Genomic DNA, 23123 nt, shown 5'->3' on the forward strand with positions numbered 1-23123 from the left:
CACTACGATGCGGCCGTGGCGGAGATCCTCACGTTCCTTTTCGCGGGATTCGGGCTCGGCTCGGTGGTGCTCGCGGCGCGGTCGGTCCCGTCCGCCCCCGGCGCGCTCGTACGCCGGCGTCCCCTGGTCTGGGGATCGGCGCTCCTCGTGAGCGGCTGCGTGATCATGGTGCTCGCCGCGTGGTCCACTCACGAGGACGGGCACTACGACGACTTCGGGTCGGCCATGATCCTGCTGGCGGCCATGACGGGCGGCGCCCTGGTCCTCCTCGGCCTGGGACCGTTCCTCGCATTGCTGCTGGGGGTCGCCGGGCGATGGTCCGTCCGGCCGCTGCCGCCGATCCGCCTCGCGGCCCATGACCTCGCGCGTGATCGTGCCCGGACCGCTCCCGCGCTCGTGACGACGATGGTCGCCACGGCCCTCGCGGTCACGGTGATCATCGTGGCCGCCGCCGCGGCGGAACAGAACAGGGCCGACTACAAACCCGAGGCCCGGTCCGGCGCCCTCCTCGTGCGCTATTTCTCCGCGGCGGACGCGCCGGCCGTGCTCGCGGCCGTCCGGCGCGAACTGCCGGGCGTTCCCGTCGTCCAGACCTACCGTCACCGTGAGATCCGGCCCTACAGCCTGCACGCCGGCGACGTGGATCTGCCGGAGCGGCACGGCGTCATCACGTCGGGCGTCATCGGCGACGGCGCGCTGCTCCGCTACCTCACGGGAGACCCGTCGACGCCCTATGAGGAGAACACGGCCGTGGTGGTCACGGCCGACGACGTCGAGGTCGGCTCCGTGACGATCAGGTACGACCTCCTCGGCGAGGATACGACGGCGCCGGTGATCAAGCAGGTCCCCGCGACCGCCGCGAGGCCGGCCGACCCTTCGACGAAGGAGGTCTTCCTCCCGGCGCGGATCTTCCGGGATCTCGGCCAGAACCTGGAGCCCGATGAACTGATCGTCGACCCCTCCGTCCACAGCACCTCGGAGATGGAGCAGCAGCGGCTGGACCGGCGGCTCGGCGACGTGGCGCAGACCTACGTCGAACGGGGGTACCAACCTCCGTCCGGCTGGCGGATCGTCGTCGCGGTGGCGGTCGTCGTCGCACTCGGAGGGGCGCTGGTCGCGGCCGGCCGGGTCCCCGGCGCCCGGTCGCGACGCGTACCACCGCGGGCCGGCGGCCCGGACGCACGGCCGCGGTGGTCCGCCGCGTGCCGTGCGGGACTGGCCGCCGCCATCGGCACGGCGGTGGGTGTGGCCGCCGGCTGCCTCATCGGCCTGCTCCTGGCGTGGCCGGTCACGACCTCCTCCGGGTGGGAGCCGGCGCCCCGGGCGGGCTTCGCGACGCCGTGGCCGTCGATCGCCGCTCTGGCCGCCGGCCTGCCCGTTCTCGCCGCGGCCGTCGCCGCTTCAGCCTGTACGGCCGTACGGCCGGTTCGGTCCCGCACGCCGGCTCCCGGCTGAGCGGGCGACGGCGCGCGGCCCGCCTTCCTCACTTCGCGTGCGCGACGTTCCGCACGCCGGTGGTGTCGAGTTGCGCGACCGAGTAGGCCGCGTAGGTCCGGTACGGGTCCCGCCCGCTGAAGTGCGGGGTGACCTGCGCGTCCAGCTCCTCGACGGAGAACACGCCGTCGCCGGCGGTGAACTTGCGTTCCACGGTCGGGGCCGCCATCAGGGCCACCATGTCGCCGTACACCACGAACACCTGGCCGTTGATCTCCTCGGAGGCGGGGGAGGCGAGGTAGCCGACGAACGTGGCCACCCGCTCGGGAGCGAGGACGTCCAGCCCGCCGACCTCGCCGCCGTCGCCGAACACGCCGGCCGTCATGTTCGTCCGGGCCCGGGGGCAGATCGCGTTGGCCCGCACGCCGTACCGGGACAGGCCCTGGGCGGTCGCGAGCGTCAGCGCGACGATGCCGGCCTTGGCGGCGGCGTAGTTCGGCTGGCCGGCCGACCCGAACAGGAACGCCTCGGAGGAGGTGTTGATCACACGGCCGTAGACCGGGCCGCCCGCGGCCTTGCTCGCCGCCCGCCAGTGGACGGCCGCGGCCCGCGACAGCCCGGCGTGCCCCTTGAGGTGCACGCGGATGACGTCGTCCCAGTCGGACTCGGTCAGGTTGAACAGCATCTTGTCGCGCAGCACGCCGGCGTTGTTCACCACGATGTCGAGGCGGCCGAAGGACTCCACGGCGGTCTGGACGAGGCGGTCGCCCATGGACCAGTCGCCGATGTCGCCGGTCACCGCGACCGCCTTGCGGCCGAGCGCCCTGATCTCGGCCGCGACGTCCTCGGCCGCCGGGCCGACGTCGTTGACCACGACGTTCGCGCCGCGTTCGGCGAGGGCGAGGGCCTCGCTGCGGCCCAGGCCCGCCCCGGCGCCGGTGACGACGGCGGTCTTGTCCTCCAGGCTCGTGTTCGAGCTCATCCGCGCACTCCTGCCCGCTCGGTGATCATAGTCAGAACTAGTATGTATTCTAGTTCTCGCCCAGTGGGTGGCCTCTCAGTCGCGGGTGTCCCACTCAGTGACACAAGGATGGGTCCATGCAGCACGGCGAGCGATCGGCGGCACCACTGAGCGGGACCGGGCCGTTGCCTGAAACAGAAATGATTTCTAGCCTCACCCCATGACGCTGAACGTGGCATCCCTGTTCGAGGCCGTCGCCGCGGCGGTCCCCGAACGCCTCGCACTGGTCTGCGACACCCGGCGGCTGAGCTTCGCGGAGCTCGACGCCCGGGCGAACGCCCTGGCCAACCACCTGCGCGCGGCCGGTGTGCGGCCGGAGGAGCACGTGGGCGTGCACATGCTCAACGGGGTGGAGTTCGTCGAGGCCCTGCTCGCCTGCCTGAAGATCAGAGCCGTCCCGATCAACATCAACTACCGGTACACCGACCGGGAGCTGCACTACATCTACCAGGACGCCGGCCTGGTCGCCCTCGTCATCGGCGGCGAGTTCGCCCCGTCCGCCGCCGCCCTCACCGACCGGTGCCCGAAGCTGCGCCACGTGGTGGTCGTGGACGACGGCACGCGGGCGCCCGACTGGCCGGCCGGCGTCGAGGTCGTGGACTACGAGAAGGCGGTCGCCGCCCGGCCCGCCGCCGTCCCGATGGCCGGCGAGCGCGGCCCCGACGACCACTACGTGCTCTACACGGGCGGGACGACCGGGATGCCCAAGGGCGTCGTGTGGCGGCACGAGGACTTCTACTTCGCCGCGCTCAAGGGCGGCAACCACTACGGCCCGCCGTACCGGACGGCGGAGGAACTGGCCGCGGCCGCGGCGGCGGGCACGCCCGTCGTCTACCTGCTCACCGCCCCGCTCATGCACGGCGCGGCCTGCTACACGCTGTTGAGCGCGCTGCTGGCCGGCTCGACAACGGTCCTGCTGCGGCGGTTCGACCCGGTCGAGACGCTGCGGCTGATCGAAAGCGAGCACGCCGTGATCGTCACCGTGGTCGGCGACGCCATCGCCCGCCCGCTGGTCGACGCCATCCGCGAGCACGGCGCGGAGCACGACCTGAGCTCGATGAAGGTGCTCGGCTCGGGAGGGGCGCTGCTGTCGCGCAGCGTGCGCGAGGAGGCCACCTCGCTGGTTCCCGGTCTCTACGTCAACGACGGCTTCGGCTCGTCGGAGTCCGGCGTGGACGGCACGATCGGGATCGGCCCCGACGGGCTGATGCGGCTGGCCGCCGGCCCCCGGATCAAGGTGGTCGACGAGGGCTTCCGGCCGATCGAGCCCGGCTCCGATCGGCTGGGGTACGTCGCGCGGACCGGGCACGTCCCGCTGCGCTATCACAACGACCCGGACAGGACGGCGAAGACGTTCCCGGTCGTCGACGGCGTGCGCTGGGCGGTGCTCGGCGACATGGCCCGGATCGAGGAGGACGGCACGATCGTGCTGCTCGGCCGCGGATCGGGCTGCATCAACACCGGCGGGGAGAAGGTCTTCCCCGAGGAGGTCGAGCAGGCGCTGAAGTCCCACCCGGCGGTCATGGACGCGCTGGTCGCGGGCGTGCCCGACGAGCGGTTCGGCGAGCGGGTCGCCGCCGTGGTGGAGCTGCGCCCCGGCGTGGCGGCGGACGCCGGGGAACTGCGCGCGCACTGCCGCACCCAGATCGCCGGCTACAAGGTGCCCGCCTCGATCGTCGTCGTCGACACGGTCGAACGCTCGCCCAGCGGCAAGGCCGACTACCGGTGGGCCAAGAACGTTTTGTCCACCCACACGAGGAGGAACGATGGCTGAGGCCGTCAACGGGGCCGTCACTGGGGCCGTCATCGTCGACGCGGTGCGCACACCGGTCGGCAAGCGCTACGGCGCCCTGTCCGGGCTGCACCCGGCCGAGCTGCTCGGCACGGTGCACCGGGCTCTGATCGAGCGCAACGGCCTCGCCCCCGACGCGGTCGCGCAGGTCGTCGGCGGCTGCGTCACCCAGGCCGGGGAGCAGGCCAACAACGTCACCCGCCAGGCCTGGCTGCACGCGGGCCTGCCGTACACCACGGCCTGTACGTCGATCGACTGCGCCTGCGGCTCCGGCCAGCAGTCCGTGCATCTGGTCGCCGGGCTGATCGCGGCCGGCGCGATCGACATCGGCATCGGCTGCGGGGTCGAGTCGATGAGCCGGGTCTTCCTCGGCGCCGCGGTCACCCCGGGCGCCGGCAGCCCGCTCCCGGCGTCCTGGTCCCTGGACATGCCCGACCAGTTCACCGCGGCCGAGCGGATCGCGCAGCGGCGCGGCATCACCCGTGAGGACGCGGACGCGCTCGGCCTGCGCTCCCAGCGGCGCGCCGCGCAGGCGTGGGCGGAGGGCAGGTTCGACGGCCAGGTCCTCGCGGTCGAGGCGCCGGTGATGGGACCCGAGGGACCGACGGGGGAGACCGCCGTCGTCACCAGGGACCAAGGGCTGCGCGACACCAGCATGGAGGCATTGGCGAGATTGCAGCCGGTGATGCCGGGCGGCATCCACACCGCGGGCAACTCCTCGCAGATCAGCGACGGCGCGGCCGGTGTGCTGCTGATGAGCGCGGACCGGGCGCGCGCGCTCGGACTGCGCCCGCGGGCGCGCATCGTCGCCTCCGGCATGGTCGGCTCCGACCCCTACTACCACCTCGACGGGCCGATCGACGCGACCCGGCACGTGCTGGACAAGGCGGGCATGAAGCTGTCCGACGTCGATCTCGTCGAGATCAACGAGGCGTTCGCCTCGGTCGTGCTCTCCTGGGCGCGGGTGCTCGACGCCGACATGGACAAGGTCAACGTGAACGGCGGCGCGATCGCGCTCGGGCACGCGGTCGGCTCGACCGGCTCCCGCCTGATCACCCAGGCGCTGTGCGAACTGGAGCGCACCGGAGGCTCGACGGCCCTCGTGACCATGTGCGCCGGCGGCGCGCACGCCACGGCGACCATCATCGAACGGATCTGAGGCACATGTCGATCGGACTGACCGACGAGCAGCGCGACCTGCGCGACGCCGTACGCGCCTTCGCCACGCGGCACGTCACGTCCGCCGTGGTGCGCGGCGCGGTGGACGCCGCGCACGAGGAGCTGCCGAAGTTCTGGCCGCTGCTGGCCGAGCAGGGCCTGCTCGGGCTGCACCTGCCCGAGGAGGCCGGCGGCGCGGGCTCCGGGCTGCTCGAACTCGCCGTCGTGCTGGAGGAGCTGGGCCGGGCGATGGTCCCCGGGCCGTTCCTGCCCACGGTTCTCGCCGGCGCGGTGCTGCACCGCGCCGGGCACGGCGCCCTGCTGGAAGGCCTGGTGAGCGGCACGACGGTCGGCGCGGTCGGCCTGCGCCCGGGCGGGCTCACGCTCACCCGCGGTGCGGACGGGAGCGGCACGGTCTCCGGCATGTCCGAGCCTGTCCTCGGAGGCCACGTCGCCGACGTGTTTGTGCTGCCCGCGGCCGACGGGACCGGCACGGCCTGGGTCGTGCTGCCGCGCGCGGCCGTGACGACCGAGGACCTGCCAGGTCACGACCTCACCCGCCGCCCGTCGCGGGTCCGGGCGGACGGCGTCGCCGTGCCGGCGGCCGACGTGCTGGACGGCCTCGCCGACGGCGCGGTGCTCGACCTGGCCGCCGCGCTGTTCGCGGCCGAGGCGTCCGGCCTGGCCGACTGGGCGACGGTCACCGCCGCTGAGTACGCCAAGGTGCGCCACCAGTTCGGCCGTCCGATCGGCCAGTTCCAGGGCGTCAAGCACCGCTGCGCCCGCATGCTGACCCGGGCCGAGCAGGCCAGGGTGTGCGCCTGGGACGCGGCGCGGGCCCTCGACGAGGCCGGCGCTCACGGTGAGGCGTCGCTCGCGGCGGCGGTCGCGGGGGCGACCAGCCCGGAGGCGGCCTTCTCCGTCACCAAGGACTGCATCCAGACGCTGGGCGGCATCGGCTTCACCTGGGAGCACGACGCCGGTCTGTACCTGCGCCGGGCGCAGACGCTGCGCATCACGCTCGGATCGGGCTCGTGGTGGCGCCGCAGGGTGGCCCGGCTCACGCTGGACGGCGTGCGCCGCGAGCTCGGCGTCGAGCTGCCGCCGGAGGCCGAGCGGATCCGCGCGGAGGTGCGCGCGGAGCTGCGGCCCGCGCTCGACCTCGCCGGCCGGGACCGGCTGAGGTACCTGGCCGAGCACGGCTACACCGCGCCGCACCTGCCCGCGCCCTGGGGCAAGGGCGCCGACGCGGTCACGCAGCTCGTCGTCGCCGAGGAGATGCGGGCCGGTGGCCTCCGCGCCGCCGACATGGTCATCGGCGCCTGGGTGGTGCCGACCCTGATCGCGCACGGCAGCCCCGAGCAGCAGGGACGGTTCCTGCCGCCGACGCTGCGCGGCGACCTGGTGTGGTGCCAGCTGTTCAGCGAGCCCGGCGCGGGCTCCGACCTGGCCGCGCTGAGCACCCGGGCCGAGAAGGTCGAGGGCGGCTGGAAGATCAACGGCCAGAAGGTCTGGACGTCGATGGCCCGCGAGGCGCAGTGGGGCATCCTGCTCGCCCGCACCGACCCGGACGCCCCCAAGCACAAGGGCCTGTCGTACTTCCTCCTCGACATGTCCAGTCCCGGCATCGACATCCGGCCGCTGCGCGAGCTGACCGGCGAGGCGCTGTTCAACGAGGTCTTCCTCGACGACGTGTTCGTCCCCGACGACATGATCGTGGCGCGGTCCGGGGACGGCTGGAAGCTGGCCCGTACGACGCTGGCCAACGAACGGGTGTCGCTGTCACACGACTCTTCCCTCGGCAGCGGCGGCGAGGCGCTGCTCGACATCGCCGCGGCACGCCCGGACGAGATGGACGACGAGCGGCTGACCCGGCTCGGCGGCATCCTCTGCGACGCCCAGTCCGGCGCCCTGTTCGCGCTGCGGACCACGCTGCGGTCGCTGACCGGGCAGCAGCCCGGCGCGGAGTCCAGCGTCGCCAAGCTGATCGGCGTCGAGCACGTCCAGGAGGTCTGGGAGACCGCCATGGACTGGATCGGCCCGGAGTCGCTGACCGGCGAGGGCATGGACCGGTGGTCCGACCCCACGCTGCGCTTCCTCAGCTCCCGCTGCATGTCCATCGCCGGGGGCACCACCGACGTGCAGCTCAACATCATCGGGGAGCGCCTGCTCGGCCTGCCCCGCGACCCGGAGGTGAAGTCATGAGCAGGGCGTTCGCCGAGGCCGGTCCGCGCCAGGTCGAGGGCGCGCGGGTCGGGCTGCAGCACAACCTGGGTCTCGGCGGCGCCTGTGTCGTGACCCTCTACCGCGGCCCTGCCGAAGGCCGTCGAGACGACGAGGAGGGCTGAGACATGCCGATCGACCTCGGCACGGCGCTCGGGGCGCCGCCGGCGACCCGGGAGATCGCCTGGACCGGCAGGGACGTGCTGCTCTATCACCTCAGCCTGGGAGCGGGGGCGGACGCGGCCTCCGATCCCGAGCTGTCCTACACCTACGAGCGCGGGCTGCGCGTGCTGCCCACCTTCGCCATGGTCGCCGGACAGGGCGTCTCCTCCGGCGACCGGCCGCCGGCGGCGATGAGCATGCCCGGGATCGACATCGACCTGCGCAGGATCCTGCACGCCGGGCAGGCGCTCACCGTGCACCGGCCGCTGCCCGCCGCCGGGCGGGCCGTCGTGTCCTCCCGCGTCGCGAACGTCTGGGACAAGGGCAAGGCCGCGGTGATCGAGATGGAGCAGTCCGCGACGGACGGCGAGGGCTGCCCGCTGTGGACCACGACCATGCGGATCTGGGCGCGGGGCGAGGGCGGCTTCGGCGGCGAGCCGGGACCGGAGACCCCCTGGGCGGCGCCGGACCGTGCGCCCGACTTCGTGCTCGACTCGCCGACCACCCCCGGGCAGGCGCTGCTGTACCGGCTCAACGGCGACCTCAACCCGCTGCACGCGGACCCCGGGTTCGCGCGGGCGGCCGGCTTCGACCGCCCGATCCTGCACGGCCTCGCGTCGTACGGCATCGTGGCCAAGGCGATCGTGGACGGCGTCCTCGGGGGCGAGGTGACCGGGCTGACCGGGCTGTCGGTACGCTTCGCCGGGGTGCTGTTCCCCGGTGAGACGATCCGGACCAGCGTGTGGCGTGAGGGCGACCGGCTGGTGTTCCGGTCCACCTGCCCGGAGCGCGGCGACGCCGCCGTGCTCACCCACGCGACAGCGGAGATTTCATGACGGAGACGCGGATCGATCGTACCGAGCTGACGGCGACCCCGAACAACGAGGGCGTGGACGCGGCGGTCGCCGCGGCCCGCCGCGTGATCGACGCGCTGCTCCACTCCGGCGACCTGTCGGCGGTCGAGATGACCCAGGTCGCCGAGCAGCTGAACGCCGTGGCCGACCACCTGCAGGCGCACGCCCCCACGGTGGGCGAGCGCATGGTCGACATGTGGCGGGGGGAGGGCGTGACCCGGCACGACCCGGTGACAGGGCCGGAGAACGCGATCGCCCCGCCGCTGCGCCTGTACGGCAAGGACGACGGCTCGATCGAGGGCACGGTCGTGCTGGGCATGCCGTACCAGGGACCTCCCGGGTGCGTGCACGGCGGCGTGTCGGCGCTGCTGCTCGACCACACGCTGGGCGTCGCGAACGCCTGGGCGGGGACCTCGGGAATGACGGGCACGCTGACGCTGCGCTACCACCGGGTCACCCCGCTGTTCGAGCCGCTGACGGTCACCGGGCGGCAGACCTCGGTGGACGGGCGCAAGATCCACACCACGGGGTCGATCAGCGCGGGCGGGCAGGTGTGCGTCAGCGCCGAGGGCCTGTTCATCGACAAGCAGCTCGACCGGCCCCGCTGATCACGCCGATCGGGGAAACGCTCTCCCGAACGGCTTCGGCTTCTCGCGGCGATAGACAGGCGTCAGAAGGTATTGACGAGCGGTCAGTTAACAGTAAAGTTACTTTTCTGAGAGCGCTCTCATGGCTTGTCTTCGCACCCCCCAGAGGAGCCGAGAGATGCACATGTCGTTGCGGCGATGGCGGCGAGCCCTGCTCGCCGTCGTCCTGCTGACCCAGGTAGTGGTCCTCGCCGCCGGGCAGCGGGCGGCGGACGCCGCCGTCACGCGGTTGCCATTCACGATCACCAACAACTCCGGCCGGGGCGACGCGACGTACGTCTACGTCGTCGCGCGCAACTCGGCCACCGGTCAGCAGGGATACGTGGACGCCTCGGGAACGTGGCGCGCGTACTCCTTCCCCTCGTCGATCCCCAACGGGCCGGTCCCCGCGCCGGACATCGCGATCCCCGGGCCGGGCAACGGCGCCAGCACGACCATCACACTGCCGCCGAACCTGTCCGGCGGCCGCGTCTACCTGTCCATGGGCGCGAAGCTGCGGTTCTTCCTGACCACGAACGGACTGGTCGAGCCCGCGCCCTGGGTCGACAGCGACCCGAACGCCGGCATCCTCTACGACTGGACCGAGTTCGCCCGGACCAGCAACGGCGGCACGGGCATCTTCATCAACTCGACCACGGTCGACATGTTCAGCATCCCGGTGACGGTCAGCGTCACCGACGCCTCGGGCGGCACCCAGACGCAGGGCATCGCCGGCAACCGCACCGGCATACTCAACGCGTTCGCCGGCCTGGGGTCGCCGTGGTCGGCCCTGACGACGACGAGGGCCTCCGACGGTCTCCCGCTGCGCGTGCTCGCGCCCGTGCACGCCATCGCCAAGGGCCTGTTCCCCTCGACGTACCTCGACTCCTACGTGAACGGGGTCTGGTCCTACTACGCGACGCGTCCGCTGACCGTGCAGACGTCGCTGGGCACCTTCACCGGCACCACCAGCGGCACGAACTGGACGTTCAGGAACGCGTCCGGCGCCGTCATCGGCACGCTCACCAGACCGGCCACGAGCGACGTCTTCGCGTGCTCCGGCGGCATGCAACCGCCGAACCAGCCCGACCAGGCGGCCATCCTCGCGGTCGGCGCGCGGGTGTGCGCCGCGCTCAACCGCGCGACGCTCTCGACGGCCGGCCGGGTCATGTACGACACCCAGCCGACGACGGACGCGACGAGGTTCTACGGGCAGTCCGCGTCGAACCTGTTCAGCAAGACGATCCACGCCAACTCGCTGAACGGCCTGGCCTACGGCTTCTCCTACGACGACGTCGGCGGGTTCGCCCCGACGATCGACCAGCCCAACCCGTCGTCGGCCGGGATGACGATCGGGAGCTTCGGCGGGGGCACGGGCGGCCCGGGCGGCGCGAACATCATCGGCCCCGGCGGCAAGTGCGTCGACGTGGCGGGCGACGACACGGGCGGCAACGGCACGGCGGTGCAGCTGTGGGACTGCCAGTCCTACGCGAAGGACCAGTTCTGGACCTGGAGCGGGCAGACGCTGCGCACCCTCGGCCGCTGCCTCGACGTGCGGTCGGGCGGCACCGCCAACGGCACTCCGCTGCAGCTTTACGACTGCAACGACACCGGTGCCCAGAACTGGGTGCGGCTGTCCGACGGGTCGATCCAGAACCCGCAGTCGGGCCGGTGCGTCGACTCGCCCGGCGGCGCGACCGGCAACGGCACCCGCCTGCAGATCTACGACTGCAACGGCACCGCGGCACAGCGCTTCGTCATGCGGTGAGACAGCAGAGGTGACAGACCGGCCCGGCGGCGCGCCCTCGCACCGCCGGGCCGGTCGCCCGTCCCGCGACTTAGTACTCCAGCCGTAGATCGTGATCTTGTTGCTGGAGTGCGGTGGAGAGGGGGCAGCGGTCAGTCGTCGACGAGATCGAGCTGGGCAGCACAGGCGTCCGCTACTCGAGTCCTTCGAGACGGCGGGCATCTTTGATCTCGCTGATCCTGGCAGCCGTCATCGGGGTCCACTCTCTCCTCTCTCCAGCGGCACGGAGGGCTTCTCCAACCTCGCTGAGCTTCACGGAGGACAACACGCCCGCCCGCTCGATCAGGTCGTCCCGGGCCACGGTGGTCAGCCATGTGCACGGAGTAAAGCCTGGACGCGGGAACGCGAACCGCAGCACGCCTTCGAAGGGCAGTCCTTCCGGGGCTCCTACGGCCACTTCAACGCCCAGGCCGCTGATGTCGACGCCCGCTGGCGCAACGACCTGCATCGCCTGAAACCTGGATGACTCCTCGTCCGAGAGCAGCACGACCGGGCGTCGCTCATCGAAGTCGACCCACCAGACTTCACCGCGTTGCATGTGTCCTCCTGGCACGAGACGGCGGGCGAACGCTGCGTGCCCCGTGCGGGACACGGAAGGGATGCGGCCCCGTCTTCGCACGTCGTGACCGAGGGGCGGTGAAGACGGGCGCGGCACCGTTGATCATCGGTGTGTGAAGACTGAAGATCATGCGGTGGCCGCGAGTCACAGCGTAGACCCTGCCCGCAGGCAGGAGGCGTTCGAGGTCCTGATGTCCCGGATAGCGGGCCGATTCGCGCGGGTTGAACCCCGGTGTCGGGTGCCGGACTTGGTGCTGGGGCTGCTGTCGGACCTGCCGCGCAAGAACTGCTGGAGCATCGACCGAGTGGGCCGGGCAGGCCAGTCCGCATGGAATGCAGCACCTGCTCGGCCGAGCTAAGTGGGATGCCGACACCGTGCGCGATGACGTGCGCGATGACGTGCGCGAGTACGTGCTGGAACATCTGCACGACGACGATGCGGTGCTGGTCGTCGATGAGACCGGGGACGTGAAGAAGGGCACGCACACCGTGGGTGTCCAGCGCCAGTACACCGGCACGGCCGGGAGGATCGAAAACGCTCAGGTTCCTGTCTACCTCGTCTATGCAGGCCGCCGCGGACACGCGGCGATCGACCGCGAGCTGTACGTCCCGCGCTAGTGGACGTGCGACCCGGACCGCTGCCGGGCGGCGGGACTGGGCGAGGACACCGTCTTCGCGACCAAGCCGGAGCTGGCCGCCCGCATGATCGGCCGGTTCCTTGATGCCGGGCACCGTGTGGGCTGGGTCGCGGGCGATGAGGTCTACGGCGGCAACCCCAAGCTGCGGGCCGCGCTGGAAGAGCGCCAGGTCGGCTACGTGCTCGCCGTTGCTTGCTCGGCCGAAGTCACCACGGGCGCGGGGAAGTTCGCGCGGATGCCCTGGCCGTGAAGGTGCCGAAGTGGGCCTGGCTGAAGCTGTCGGCAGGGGCCGGCGGCAAGGGGCACCGCTTCTACGACTGGGCCGTCATCGACCTGGCCGAACCCCGCCTCGGCAGCCACCAACTGCTGATCCGCCGCAACCGCACCACCGGTGAACTGGCTTACTACCGTTGCTGGTCGCCGGCTGCGGTGCCTTTGGCCACGCTGGTGCGGGTCGCCGGGTCGAGATGGCGGGTGGAGGAGACCTTCCAGTCCGGAAAGGGCCTGGCCGGACTGGACGAGCACCAGGTCCGCCGTTTCACCTCGTGGTCTCGCTGGGTCACCCTGGTCATGCTCGCCCACGCCTTTCTCGCCGTCGTCCGCGCTGACGAACACGCCCGCCATTCCGCCCCGGACGGGCTGATCCCGCTCACCTGCAACGAGATCCAGCGACTATTCACCACGCTCGTCGTTCGGCCCGTGCACGGTGCAGCCCACCGGCTCGGCTGGTCCGACTGGCGACGCCGCCATCAGGCCCGAGCCCAGGCCAGCCATTACCGCCGACAAGCCGCGAATCAGACCTGAAGATCACGATCTACGGCTGGAGTATTAGGAGCCGGCGATGCCGAGCTCGCGCTTGACCTCCTGACGGAGCACCTTGCCGGTGGCGTTGCGAGGCAGCGCCTCGGTCGTGATCCGCCACCGCGACGGCACCTTGAAGTAGGCGAGCCGGTCCCGCAGATACGCCCGCAGGTCGTCCTCGCCCACGTCCCGCCCGGCCGCCGTGACGACCACGGCTACGACCTCCTGGCCGAGGTCGGAGTGCGGGGCGCCGAGTACGACGCACTCCACCACCGCCGGGTGCTCGGCCAGCGCGTTCTCGATCTCGGCGGGGTAGACGTTCTCCCCGCCCCGGATGATCAGGTCGGAGCGGCGGGTGCTCAGGCGCAGCCGCCCGTCCTCGATCACCCCGATGTCGCCGGTGTGCAGCCACCGGTCCTCCCGGATGGCCTGCGCGGTCGCCTCCGGGTCACGCCAGTAGCCGAGCATGTTGAACGGGCTGCGGACGCAGACCTCGCCCTCCTCGCCCTCCGGCAGCGCCTTGCCCTCGGGGTCGCGGATCTCCAGCCGTACGGTCGCGATCGGACGGCCCAGCGTGCCGGGCGCCTCCTGCAGGTCCATCGGGGTGGCGACGGCGATCGCGGTGGACGACTCGGTCAGGCCGTAGCTGTCCACCAGGGACTGCCGGGCGACCGGGAACGCCTGGCGCAGCCGCTCCTTGAACGCGGGGGAGGACGGCGCCGAGGCCAGCGCGAAGGCGGTTAGCGAGGACAGGTCGTAGCCCGACAGGTCGCCGTGCTCGATCAGCCGGTTGGCCATCGTCGGCACCGCGCCCCAGTTGGTGACCCGCTCCCGCTCGATGAGCCGCAGCACCCGGTCGACGTCGAACGCGCCCAGGTGCATCACGACGGCGCTGCCGGTCGCGAGGCGGGGCACCGCGAGATTGTGCAGGCTCGCGATGTGGAACAACGGCAGCGCCAGCAGGTAGCGCCGGTCCGCGGGGTCCGTGGGGTCGCCGAACGCCCTACCGAGGGCGTCGTTCATCCGGTGGTACTCGACGACCGACGTGAGGTTGCGGTGCGTGTGGACCGCGCCCTTGGGACGGCCCGAGGTGCCGCTCGTGTAGATGATGACCGCCGGGTCGTCCTCGGCGGCGGCGTGCGGGGACAGCGGAGCGCCCGCGTACTGCTCGACGAGCCGGGGGAGGTCCTCCTCCAGGGTCAGGACCGCCGTCCCCGCCGGGGCGAGCGCGGCCCGCTTGGCATCGGCGATGAGCACCTTCGGCTCGGTGTGGCCGAGGGCGTACTCGACCTCCCCGCGTGACCACCACGCGTTGTACGCGACCGCGATGGCCCCGGCGGCCACCGCCGCCCAGAACGAGACGATCCAGCCCGGATGGTTGGCCGCGTTGATCGCGACCCGGTCGCCGGGGCGCACGCCGTGCTCCTCGCGCAGCGCGGCGGCGAGCGCGGCCACCCGGCGCGCGTGCTCGGCGAAGCTCAGCCGCTCGTCCGCCGTCACGACGTAGTCGCGGTCGCCGTACGCCGCGGAGGCGGTGAGTACCTCGCCGAGATCGCGGTGCCGGTTCTTGAAGACCGTCATGCGCGTGCCGAGGACCTCCTCCTCGGCGAGCTCGAACGCCCCGCCGGGACCGGTGAGGCCGGCCATCACCGCCGCCGCCGCGAGCCTCGGATCTGTCGACATGCCTATCAGTTCCCCTTCACGCCGGGATGCACCGCGAGCCGGAGTCAGTCCGTGGCGGAAATTGTGAGCATAGGCCGGGCGCGGCACGCCGGGACTCCCGGTCACCGGGACGGGTGGACGGCCGTCGCCGTCCGGCGTGCCGCTCACTGAGACGGGAGTGACCGGCTGGATGCTCGCGTTGATCTCCTAGAAGCCCGCAGCCGCCATGGTGTGCGCGACGGCCTTCACCATGCTGGGGAAGGTCTCCGAAGCCCGGGCGACGTTGATGGGCTTCGCGATGGTCGTCATGCCGATCCTGGCGCTGCCCGCGTTGCCGAAGTTTTTCACCTGGGCGAGCGGCAGCGTCAGCGAGGCGGCCTCGGGCGGTGGTCTGCTCGGTACGGCCGTGGGGGGAGCGGTCGCGGTCGCGCCTTCCGCGGGGGCCGGTTCGGTTCCGGTGGTTTCGGCGGCGGCGACGGCGGGGGGCGAGCGCGGTCGAGCACGCCCGGTTCATGTCCTCGGCGATGCCGCCCCCGACCGGTGCAGGCCCTTCCTCCGCAGCGGCCGCCGCGTCCGGCGGGTCCGGGGCGTCGGCTGCGAAGGCCGGCGCCGCCGCGGGTCCTGCCGCAGGCGCGGCGGGGGCGGGTCATCACGGGGCTGGCCACCGGTGCGAAGAAGGCCGGCGACACCGTCTCCTCCTCGATGGATCCTCCGCGGCAGGTCGGAGCCCCGCCGGAGCGAGCCATGAGCGGGACGGCGCTCCGGCCTCGGCCGTTGGACTCGACAACAGTCCGGCCGGGCTCTGCTCCTTGTCCTCGGTGTCGTCTCGGCGTCAGTGACGAAGTCGCCGCCCGGCACGCCTACATCCGCCCACACCTGCACGCGGCGGCCTGGACGTCCGTGACACCATGACGGGGTGATCTCCGCTGATGAGCTCGTTGGCCGGCGGCTTGAACAGGTGACGCTGTCGTTGCACGAACACTCGAGCGCTGACGAGCCCTCGCTGGTGCACATGTGGCTTCACGTGAGCGGCCTGGGCTCCGTCCGCTTCCACACAGCGCCGGACGATTCGGTCGAACTGGCCCTTGATCAACCACACGGCGACTACGACATGGACGAGTGCGGCCGGGTCGTCGTCGCTTCCGCCCCGCAGGCCTTCCCGATGAGCGGCTTCCTCGGCCAATCGATCCGAGCGGTGAGGCACATCGTGGATCGACACCCCGATGCGGAGATCGGGCTTGTGCTGGAGTTCGATCGCGGCCGGGTGAGCGTCCTCAATCTGGCGGACGAGTTGGTCGTCACCGATCGCGGTCTGCCGGACGAGACCGGGCTCAGTAGTCGTTGACACGGTGATCACACCGGTCGGCGGGAAACCACGGCTTGACCGCGGCCCTTCAGCCGGGATCTATCGGCCGATCTGCCTGGCTCCGCCTCAGGATGCCCAGCCGCACAGAACCCGATGCCCCCGCTGCGCCGGCCGGCGTCCGTCAGAGTGACGCCGTCCCCCGTCGCCCGGGCCCTGGCTAGAGTTTGCACCTGATCTTGTAGCGGAAGGCGGAGGGTTCGCGATTGGCCGGCCAGACGGGACGCCCCGGGTGGATGCACGTCGGGCCCCTGGAGGAGCGGCTGACACGCGGCTGGAGTCCGGACACCTTCCCCGACGCCGAGCTGCTCCTCGCCGTGATGACGCTGGCCGCGGTGCCTCACGCCCTCGCGGCCCGCCTGGCGGCCCACCTCACCGGGGGCATCTACCTAGGCTATGGCTCGGTGCCGGACCTGCCCGGGTTCGAGTCCCTGCGAAGCCTGCGACTGCCCGTCCAGGGCGCCTCCTGGGACCTGACCCCGGGCGTCTACGACCCCAACACCCGCCGCATAGGCATGGCACCGTCCCGTCGACGAGTGTCAGCGTGTGCGGCCACGAGTTGGGGCATGCCTGCGACCACATGGACGGCTACCCCTCACGCGAGGAGTTCTGGCAGCACCTGCAGGACAGCTGCCGAGACCGCCTGATGCGGCCCTACCGGGAAGATGCCGGCGAGTTGTTCACCGAGGCCTTCGCGTGCACGCTCATCAGGAAGCTCACTCGCCTGATCCGGCTTTTCGGCGGGGACGAGGCGCCGGCCGAACGCGCCTATCACTGGCTGTCGGGTCGCTACGGCATCGGATGACGATGCTTCGCGAAAGGCCTGTGATGGTAGGCGGGCAAACGTTGCGGTTATGCTGGCGGAGCGGCCATGGTGTCGGCTGTTGAACGGAGAGGCGCGGCGATGAGCGTGATAATGCTGCCCGGCGGTGTGCTCCGCGTGCCGACCACGACCACTCTGCCTAACGGCACCAAAGTCGACGGCACCCGCGAGGTCCGCCCGGACGACCCGGAATACCCGCAATGGCTGCCCTACGTCCAGCGGGAATCTGAGCTGTGGCAGGGAGACGAGGCTGAGCAGGACCAGCGCATCCTGGCACGTTGGCGGCGCCGCGAAAGCGCCTGAACCCGTTGGGGCCGGTGGTGCGGCGCTGAGCGCGAGCTGAGCGGTACTTCGCGCACACGGCCTGTCGTGCAGGGTGTCAGCAGCGTGCTGGCCCAAATCGCATTCGACCGGCGTGGTGAGGGTGTCGGGCAGCAGGGCGCCACGCGGGATTTCACTTGCGCCGCGAGTCGCCAGAGCCGGCGGCCGGCGCAATGTCGGGAAAGATCACCTACCGGCAAAGTCCCATCAGGCGAAGATCGGATCCACTACGCTCTGCGCGTCTGACACTGGGAGGATTCGGTCTGCTCGCCTTATGGATCTTCTGCCTGTTCGACGTGATCATCGCGGCGGAGGAGGACTGCCGGAACCTGCCCAAGGGGTTGTGGATCATTATCGTCTTGTTCCTCCCCGAGGTCGGGTCGATCCTGTGGCTGGTCGCAGGTCGGCCGCAGAGCGTGACGCGGCCCGGCGGGCTGCCGTACAAGGGCAACACCGGGCGCTTCCCCGAGTACGACCGGCCGGGCCGGTTCGTCCCCTCCAACCCCGACGACGACGATGAGTTCCTCCGCCGCTGCCGGGAGCGGGCCGAGGAGCAGCGCCGCGCCCACCGCGAACAGCAGCGTCAGGCGGAGAAGAACCAGGACCAGTAGTGGCGGGCTATGGGGCGAGCCCGATCCGGCCCAACGTCAGCGAGGTGAAGCCGGACACGGACCGGTTGCCGGGCAGCGCGAGGACGTCCGCGGAGATCTCGGAAGCACGGTCGCGCGCCTTGGGGAGAGGTCGCAGCGCGGCTTCCGGCAGGTGGTCGCCCGACTTGATGTCCGGCGCGACGGCAGTGGTGAGCTGGACGCCGCAGAAGCCGGAAGTCAGGTGGCGGGTCAGGTCCCGGTCCAAGTCCGGGTCGGCCCCGGGGAAGTGGACGAGGGTGAGCGCCGGGCGGAGCCCGAATCCCTCGCCGTGCGAATCGTGTCCCCGGAGGAGTTCGCCGAGATGGTCGCGCAGCTGTTGTAGGTGACGCTGCTCGTCCGCGTGTAGCCACATCACTCAGGCGAGAGGACCTAATTGGTGCTGGCCAGGTTGTTGACGGGGCCAGCGAGCAGGGAGGTCAAAGTTTGCGAGCCCAATGTTCTAGTTGGGCGGCGATCTGGGGTTCTGAGGCGAGGTTTTCGTAACCGGAGTTCCCGAGTCGCACGACGACTGTATCCGTGCTCGGATCGACGACCATCACTTCTCCGTGGTAACCGAGTGCAGCGTATGCAGGCTGAGGCGTGTCGTGGAGGATCCAGAGACCGTTTCCGTAGCCCATGGGAATGCGGCCGTAGCGGGGCGGGGCACCTGTACCGTCCGAGACCACCGGTGTGTTGAGCGCAGCCGCGCTGCGCCGCGCGAAGTCGCTGTTCGGTTCGTCGAGGAGAAGCTGGCCGATTCGGGCGATGTCGGGGGCGGACGCGACGAATCCGCTCTCGTGCCAGGGGAAGCCGTGGCTGTCGACGAGCCACCATGCTGGGTTCTGAGCGCCGATCCCTGACCACAGAGCTTCTGCGCCCGGCCCGGTCATGAGGTTCCCGGTTGCGCGCTGGTATGCGATGCCGAGCAGGTTGGGCGCCCAGTCGTTGTATGTGAAGACGCCAGGCTCGGAGGTGATGCGAGGGTCGTTGATGCTGGCGGTCCTCAGGTCGCCGGCGTAGTAGACGCGTGGGGCGTCCTGGTTGAACCATGGGAACCTGGCGACCACTTGAAAATCGATCCCGGATCGCATGTCCACCAAATCGCTGAGGGTGATCCGCGCGAACCGGGCGTCTCGTTCGTTGAGTTCTGGAACCCACTTCGTGATCGGGTCATCCCAGGCCATCTTCCCTGCCTCAACAGCCCTCGATAGCAACAGTGCGGTGATCGTCTTGCTGATCGAGAACACGGGCCGTGGTTCGTCGAGCCCGTGGCCCGGGGCAGACCACTGGCATATGAGCTGTCCATGTCGGACCACTACGAGCTGGGTTGCGCCGCCTGGAATCAAGACATCATCGAGGCTCGCGCCGGCCACCCGTCGCACGTCGTCGCATTGATCTGAACCCACCCAGGGCTTCGGATCATCCGCAGGGAGCATCGTGTGCTGCTTCCAGCGGATGTCGTCTGTGCTGGACTCGCCATGGCGGATGACCCGCCATGCGAAGGCAATGTCTCCGCCGGAAAGGACGACCACCGCCGTCACCGCGACCATCACAGCAGCGGAGAGGGAGAGCAGGCAGATTCTTGCTGATCGCTTCACACCATAACTATATGCCATATAGTTATGGTGGAGGAGGTTCCCGATGCCACGTCACTCACGGTTCACACGCGACGACGTGATAGCCGGCGCGCTCTCGATCGCCGACGAACAAGGCCTCGGTGCGGTAACGATGGCTGCGGTCGCCGGACGAGTCGGCGTCACGCCGATGGCGCTCTACCGGCACGTCGACGATAAGGAGCACCTGCTCGATCTCCTGGTCGAAGCCGTGTTGAGTGAGCTCTCGGACCCCGGCAGTCGTCTCTCCGGATGGCCACTGCTCGAGGCGCTTGCTCATGGGCTACGCGCGGCCGCGGAACGGCACCCGCATGTGTTTCCTCTGCTCCTGCAGCGGCCCGCGATCACAAGTGGCAGTCTGCTTCTGCGCGCGCGGATCCGTGGCGCGCTGCTCGACTGTGGTGTTCCGGCTGAAGACCTGGATCGTGGCGAACGTCTCGTCTCTACGGTCGCCCTCGGATTCCTGGCAAGCGAGGCCGGGGGCCGATTCCACGACGTACCGCCCGACCAGCGTGACATCGACTTTGAAATCCTGCTCGAACTCGTGCGTCAGGGCCTGCCCGCGCTGAACGGCCCACGGCACCACTATGAGTCATAGAAATGCGCCGCTGACACCCGAGGGCCGCATGAGGCTCGTCCAACGTTGCCGCACCCGCCCTATCGCGCTGACGACGTGCGAGCGGTGTCGTACGGCGGCATGAAAGGCACGGAGGGCTGGCGGCGGTATGGCGTCGAGTCGTTCGCCTGCCTGCAGTTGATGGCTGCGGCCCGGCTCTCGGTCGAGACGGGCGCGGCCGTCATCTTCTGGTGACGTTCAGCGGCCGAGGTGCCGGTCGTGGAAACGGTGTCGCGCCCGGCCGTGCCGACGAGCAGGACGGGCCGGTCCGCGAGCTTCGGAGCGAGCCCGGCCAGGCTCCACCCGTCGCCCGCCGCGATCATCTCTCAGAGCCTCACCGCTGGTGCCCTTCAGGGGGAGCAGGTCCTCGCCGAACCCCTCGACGTACGCGGCCCGCAGCGTCTCGTCCTCCCGGCAGGCGACGGCCACCCGGCCGAAGTCGAACGCCGAGACCGACGCGACGGCCGCGATCGACGGGTCGGCCGCCGCGGTCATGAGCGCGGTGAAGCCGCCGAGGCTGTGGCCCGCCAGCGCCAGCCGGCCGGGGTCGAGGCGATGCGCGGCGGCGAACTCCGGCTCGCGCACGGCCGCCGCCACGCGTGCGGCGTCCTCCAGCACGTGTGCCCACGACCACGATCCGCCGACGCCCCGCGAGCCACGGTAGTGGAAGACGAGGGAGGCGTACCCCGCCCGGCGCAGGTGCTGGGCCAGATCGAAGTTGCGCCCGTGGCCGGGGAAGCCGTGCAGCAGCACCACGATCGGATGCGGTCCCGGCCCGGCCGGCAGGTGGAGGACCCCCAGCAGAATTTCTCCATCGCTGTCGAACGTCACCGCGGCGTTGGCGGAGTGTGTCCCGAGGGTTATCCGTCTCCCATGACGATCGAACCGGTTGATGTCCTCCGAGGGTAGAGGCCGCCCGGAATCCGCCCCTTGCCGGGGCGTGGCATCAGGGCCGCGTACGGCAGGCGGAGGCGCGCTGTCCCGGACGTTCGTTCGCCGGGTGCGAGCATGCCTCGGGGCTGCGACGGCGACACGAAAGCCGCCGCGCGGAGCGGGCGACCTCGCGGCTGATCGCCGCCCGCGGTAGGGAGATTCAGTAGCGCTGGGCGCAATCGTCGCAGTCATCGGCGAGGGCACCGGCGATCTCCTGCTCGCTCATCGGACGACTGTGGAAATCGATCGCCGCCAACTCGTCCCTCTCCCAGTAGAGACCGCGAATGAAGAACAAGGCTTGCTCGCTCCGTATCACCAGGACCTCGCCGTCCGAGCCGATCCAGCGGCCGGGCCCGACGGACACGCAACGATCGTGCGGTTTCCAACGAGAGTCCGGCTCCGCGCAGTCGCGGGCCGGGTCGAATGGATGGGAAACAGGTCTGATGTAAACCTTCAGTGGATATATCTCTTTGGTTGTCCCGTCCTTCAGCGTGACAGGTGTGGTCCCCTCGTACTCGAGCCTGACGAGCAGGTACCCCTCTTCGACGCCGACCCAGGTCGCCTGAAAACCCGTCACCTCCGGCATCTCGTGCGGAAGCGTCCGCAGCCGATGCTCGCGCAGGTATCCCCGCTGCCACGAGGACAGCGCCGGTGACAGGAGCGCCATCGCCGTCAGTGCCGCGGCGAGCCCCAGCCAATGCCGCATCCTCGCACCACTCGTCAGCAGCAGCGCCGTCACCGCGTACGCCGCCGGGACGACGATCAGAAGCAGGACGCTGGTCGGCACGACTCCCGGCGAAACCAGCCTGGCGATGGGCAGGCAGGCGAAAGCGGCGACGGGTAGCCCGAGAAAAGCGATCGGACCGGCGGAAGGCAGCCGGAGCGCCCGTGCCAGCCACCAGCAGATCAGAGGTGTAACCACCACGAGAAAGAGCGCCAGGAACCCGAGCGCGAGCTCGTCACCGTTTTCGACCATATGCTTGTCGATATGAGCGTCGGCGACGACATACCCGATGCCCGCGCACGATGCGACCCCGCCGATCAGGGCCCCACCCACCCAGGGCCGCACCCTCTTCTTCTCCACGCGGGCTCCCGAGCCGGGCGATTGCATTGGCATTTGACGAGTCCGTGTTTATCTCGGACATCGAAATCGCTGAACTATATCAGCCTGTCATGTCGGCATTCGCGAGCGCTTCGGCACGCACTACGAGGCAGGGAAGAGGGGGCCGGTGTTGAGGCCGTACGCGGCGGCGTAGCGGTGCCGGGAGGCAGTTCCCTGGCTAGCACTCCGAGCACCTCGTCGTCCCCGGCCGGGCCGCCCACGACCACCACGCTCCGGGATCCCGGCCGGCTCCGTGGAACGGGGTGATGGCAAGAGAAGATCCAGCAACGGGCGGCTAATGCCCTCACCGCGCGTGCTGCGTCTCAGCGCCCCCGGGGAGGAGATCGGCCTCATGGAGCAGCCACCTACGACCGGGCAGACGCGCAGGAGGGTCGTCGACGTCGACCATCCAGTACGGTTCTCATGCGCGGCCGCGCCCAGGCCTGCCCGCCCTGCGGCGCGCAGGGTGGAGGAGGTGCTGCGCGCCAGCGTGCGCCGTGCGCGCCTAGGGCCTGTATCAAAGTCGATCAGAGCCATTCGTTGATCGCGGCGATGAGGATCGTGGCTTCGTAGCGGACGGCGAGTTTGTCGTAGCGGGTGGCGACAGCGCGGTGGCGTTTGAGCCGGTTGATGCCGCACTCCACCGCGTGGCGCTGCTTGTACATCTCAGGGTCGAAGGCGGGTGGCCGTCCGCCCTTGGAACCTCTGGCGCGGCGGTTGGCGTCCTGGTCGGCCTTGCTGGGGATGGTGGCCGTGATCCCGCGCCGCCGCAGGTAAGCGCGGTTGGCCGCGGAGGTATAGGCCTTGTCGGCCAGGACGCGGTCCGGGCGGGTGCGGGGCCGCCCCACGCCCAGCCGGGACACCCGGATACCGCCGATGACCGCGGTGAACTGCGGGCTGTCACCGCGCTGCCCGGCGGTCAGCACGACCGCCAGCAGCTTTTGCCCCTGCTCGCAGGCCAGATGCAGCTTGGTGGTCAGGCCGCCA

21 protein-coding genes and 1 pseudogene are annotated in these 23123 nt (G+C 70.7%); 14 read left to right on the forward strand and 8 right to left on the reverse strand.

Translation table 11 applies throughout. The features are described 5' to 3' along the window. The first annotated feature begins 15 nt into the window (after window positions 1–15). Window positions 16–1455 (forward strand): hypothetical protein, encoded by a 1440-nt coding sequence (locus HHX41_RS21850; RefSeq protein WP_182907483.1) that lies wholly within the window; start codon window positions 16–18, stop codon window positions 1453–1455. A 28-nt stretch (window positions 1456–1483) separates the two neighbouring features. Here HHX41_RS21850 and HHX41_RS21855 read toward each other — a convergent pair whose 3' ends face one another. Further along, window positions 1484–2416, reverse strand: coding sequence for a 3-oxoacyl-ACP reductase (locus HHX41_RS21855; RefSeq protein WP_169986875.1), 933 nt, complete (start codon window positions 2414–2416; stop codon window positions 1484–1486). Between the two features lie 199 nt (window positions 2417–2615). Between HHX41_RS21855 and HHX41_RS21860 the strand changes: the two genes are divergently transcribed. The 7 genes from HHX41_RS21860 to HHX41_RS21890 all read left to right on the forward strand — a co-directional run bounded on the left by HHX41_RS21860 (window position 2616) and on the right by HHX41_RS21890 (window position 11038). Continuing rightward, a complete protein-coding gene (locus tag HHX41_RS21860) occupies window positions 2616–4229 on the forward strand; it encodes an acyl-CoA synthetase (protein ID WP_182907484.1) in 1614 nt (537 codons plus the stop codon). Further along, a complete protein-coding gene (locus HHX41_RS21865; RefSeq protein ID WP_182907485.1) occupies window positions 4222–5406 on the forward strand; it encodes a steroid 3-ketoacyl-CoA thiolase in 1185 nt (394 codons plus the stop codon). Before HHX41_RS21860 ends, HHX41_RS21865 begins: the two co-directional genes overlap by 8 nt. 5 nt (window positions 5407–5411) lie before the next feature. Further along, on the forward strand, window positions 5412–7610 hold the full coding sequence (locus HHX41_RS21870) for an acyl-CoA dehydrogenase (protein WP_182907486.1): 2199 nt from the start codon (window positions 5412–5414) through the stop codon (window positions 7608–7610). Continuing rightward, complete coding sequence (locus HHX41_RS21875; protein ID WP_182907517.1) at window positions 7607–7753, forward strand: hypothetical protein; 147 nt, start codon at window positions 7607–7609, stop codon at window positions 7751–7753. The genes HHX41_RS21870 and HHX41_RS21875 overlap by 4 nt, the downstream gene beginning before the upstream one ends. A 3-nt stretch (window positions 7754–7756) precedes the next feature. Then, the gene (locus HHX41_RS21880) at window positions 7757–8626 is read left to right on the forward strand and encodes a MaoC/PaaZ C-terminal domain-containing protein (protein ID WP_182907487.1); all 870 of its coding nucleotides are present in this window, start codon (window positions 7757–7759) and stop codon (window positions 8624–8626) included. Beyond that, the gene (locus HHX41_RS21885; protein ID WP_169986864.1) at window positions 8623–9252 is read left to right on the forward strand and encodes a PaaI family thioesterase; all 630 of its coding nucleotides are present in this window, start codon (window positions 8623–8625) and stop codon (window positions 9250–9252) included. The genes HHX41_RS21880 and HHX41_RS21885 overlap by 4 nt, the downstream gene beginning before the upstream one ends. A 157-nt stretch (window positions 9253–9409) precedes the next feature. Next, complete coding sequence (locus HHX41_RS21890) at window positions 9410–11038, forward strand: beta-1,3-glucanase family protein (RefSeq protein WP_182907488.1); 1629 nt, start codon at window positions 9410–9412, stop codon at window positions 11036–11038. Window positions 11039–11210: 172 nt separating this feature from the next. On the opposite strand, the gene HHX41_RS21895 is transcribed toward HHX41_RS21890, so the two are convergent. Beyond that, the gene (locus HHX41_RS21895) at window positions 11211–11615 is read right to left on the reverse strand and encodes a type II toxin-antitoxin system PemK/MazF family toxin (RefSeq protein WP_182907489.1); all 405 of its coding nucleotides are present in this window, start codon (window positions 11613–11615) and stop codon (window positions 11211–11213) included. Between the two features lie 211 nt (window positions 11616–11826). On the opposite strand from HHX41_RS21895, the pseudogene HHX41_RS21900 reads away from it, so the two are divergent. Beyond that, window positions 11827–13077 (forward strand): annotated as a pseudogene (locus tag HHX41_RS21900) (IS701 family transposase). A gap of 24 nt (window positions 13078–13101) precedes the next feature. Here the strand turns inward: HHX41_RS21900 and HHX41_RS21905 are convergent. Further along, complete coding sequence (locus HHX41_RS21905) at window positions 13102–14757, reverse strand: class I adenylate-forming enzyme family protein (protein ID WP_220504297.1); 1656 nt, start codon at window positions 14755–14757, stop codon at window positions 13102–13104. Between the two features lie 895 nt (window positions 14758–15652). Between HHX41_RS21905 and HHX41_RS21910 the strand changes: the two genes are divergently transcribed. The 4 genes from HHX41_RS21910 (at window position 15653) to HHX41_RS21925 (ending at window position 17854) form a co-directional block, all read left to right on the forward strand. After that, a complete protein-coding gene (locus tag HHX41_RS21910) occupies window positions 15653–16081 on the forward strand; it encodes a hypothetical protein (RefSeq protein WP_182907490.1) in 429 nt (142 codons plus the stop codon). A gap of 562 nt (window positions 16082–16643) precedes the next feature. Continuing rightward, entirely contained in the window at window positions 16644–16904 is a 261-nt protein-coding gene (locus HHX41_RS21915) for a hypothetical protein (protein WP_182907491.1), read from the forward strand. Window positions 16905–17003: 99 nt separating this feature from the next. After that, on the forward strand, window positions 17004–17225 hold the full coding sequence (locus tag HHX41_RS21920) for a hypothetical protein (RefSeq protein ID WP_182907492.1): 222 nt from the start codon (window positions 17004–17006) through the stop codon (window positions 17223–17225). A 296-nt stretch (window positions 17226–17521) separates the two neighbouring features. Next, window positions 17522–17854, forward strand: a complete 333-nt coding sequence (locus HHX41_RS21925) for a PLDc N-terminal domain-containing protein (protein WP_310742120.1) — start codon at window positions 17522–17524, stop codon at window positions 17852–17854. 7 nt (window positions 17855–17861) lie between these two features. On the opposite strand, the gene HHX41_RS21930 is transcribed toward HHX41_RS21925, so the two are convergent. Both HHX41_RS21930 and HHX41_RS21935 read right to left on the reverse strand, forming a co-directional pair. Next, window positions 17862–18248 (reverse strand): hypothetical protein, encoded by a 387-nt coding sequence (locus tag HHX41_RS21930; protein WP_182907494.1) that lies wholly within the window; start codon window positions 18246–18248, stop codon window positions 17862–17864. A 61-nt stretch (window positions 18249–18309) separates the two neighbouring features. Continuing rightward, window positions 18310–19470 (reverse strand): serine hydrolase, encoded by a 1161-nt coding sequence (locus HHX41_RS21935; protein ID WP_182907495.1) that lies wholly within the window; start codon window positions 19468–19470, stop codon window positions 18310–18312. 43 nt (window positions 19471–19513) lie between these two features. Between HHX41_RS21935 and HHX41_RS21940 the strand changes: the two genes are divergently transcribed. Then, on the forward strand, window positions 19514–20083 hold the full coding sequence (locus HHX41_RS21940) for a TetR/AcrR family transcriptional regulator (protein ID WP_182907496.1): 570 nt from the start codon (window positions 19514–19516) through the stop codon (window positions 20081–20083). Between the two features lie 216 nt (window positions 20084–20299). On the opposite strand, the gene HHX41_RS21945 is transcribed toward HHX41_RS21940, so the two are convergent. The 3 genes from HHX41_RS21945 to HHX41_RS21955 form a co-directional block, all read right to left on the reverse strand. Beyond that, window positions 20300–20932: an alpha/beta fold hydrolase gene (locus HHX41_RS21945; RefSeq protein ID WP_310742118.1), complete on the reverse strand. Its 633-nt coding sequence runs from the start codon at window positions 20930–20932 to the stop codon at window positions 20300–20302. A gap of 262 nt (window positions 20933–21194) precedes the next feature. Further along, a complete protein-coding gene (locus tag HHX41_RS21950; RefSeq protein ID WP_182907497.1) occupies window positions 21195–22118 on the reverse strand; it encodes a hypothetical protein in 924 nt (307 codons plus the stop codon). A 545-nt stretch (window positions 22119–22663) separates the two neighbouring features. After that, window positions 22664–23123, reverse strand: a 460-nt coding sequence (locus tag HHX41_RS21955) for an IS5 family transposase (RefSeq protein WP_182907498.1), incomplete at its 5' end; no start/stop codon positions are given.

The organism is Microbispora sp. H13382, from assembly GCF_014161445.1.
Taxonomy (GTDB): Bacteria; Actinomycetota; Actinomycetes; order Streptosporangiales; family Streptosporangiaceae; genus Microbispora.

Coding starts and splice junctions, on each gene's coding strand:
- HHX41_RS21880 (WP_182907487.1), top strand. CDS start 7,757: ATGCCGATCGACCTCGGCACGGCGCTCGGGGCGCCGCCGGCGACCCGG.
- HHX41_RS21855 (WP_169986875.1), bottom strand. CDS start 2,416: ATGAGCTCGAACACGAGCCTGGAGGACAAGACCGCCGTCGTCACCGGC.
- HHX41_RS21885 (WP_169986864.1), top strand. CDS start 8,623: ATGACGGAGACGCGGATCGATCGTACCGAGCTGACGGCGACCCCGAAC.
- HHX41_RS21865 (WP_182907485.1), top strand. CDS start 4,222: ATGGCTGAGGCCGTCAACGGGGCCGTCACTGGGGCCGTCATCGTCGAC.
- HHX41_RS21905 (WP_220504297.1), bottom strand. CDS start 14,757: ATGTCGACAGATCCGAGGCTCGCGGCGGCGGCGGTGATGGCCGGCCTC.
- HHX41_RS21860 (WP_182907484.1), top strand. CDS start 2,616: ATGACGCTGAACGTGGCATCCCTGTTCGAGGCCGTCGCCGCGGCGGTC.
- HHX41_RS21890 (WP_182907488.1), top strand. CDS start 9,410: ATGCACATGTCGTTGCGGCGATGGCGGCGAGCCCTGCTCGCCGTCGTC.
- HHX41_RS21940 (WP_182907496.1), top strand. CDS start 19,514: ATGCCACGTCACTCACGGTTCACACGCGACGACGTGATAGCCGGCGCG.
- HHX41_RS21920 (WP_182907492.1), top strand. CDS start 17,004: ATGAGCGTGATAATGCTGCCCGGCGGTGTGCTCCGCGTGCCGACCACG.
- HHX41_RS21875 (WP_182907517.1), top strand. CDS start 7,607: ATGAGCAGGGCGTTCGCCGAGGCCGGTCCGCGCCAGGTCGAGGGCGCG.
- HHX41_RS21895 (WP_182907489.1), bottom strand. CDS start 11,615: ATGCAACGCGGTGAAGTCTGGTGGGTCGACTTCGATGAGCGACGCCCG.
- HHX41_RS21870 (WP_182907486.1), top strand. CDS start 5,412: ATGTCGATCGGACTGACCGACGAGCAGCGCGACCTGCGCGACGCCGTA.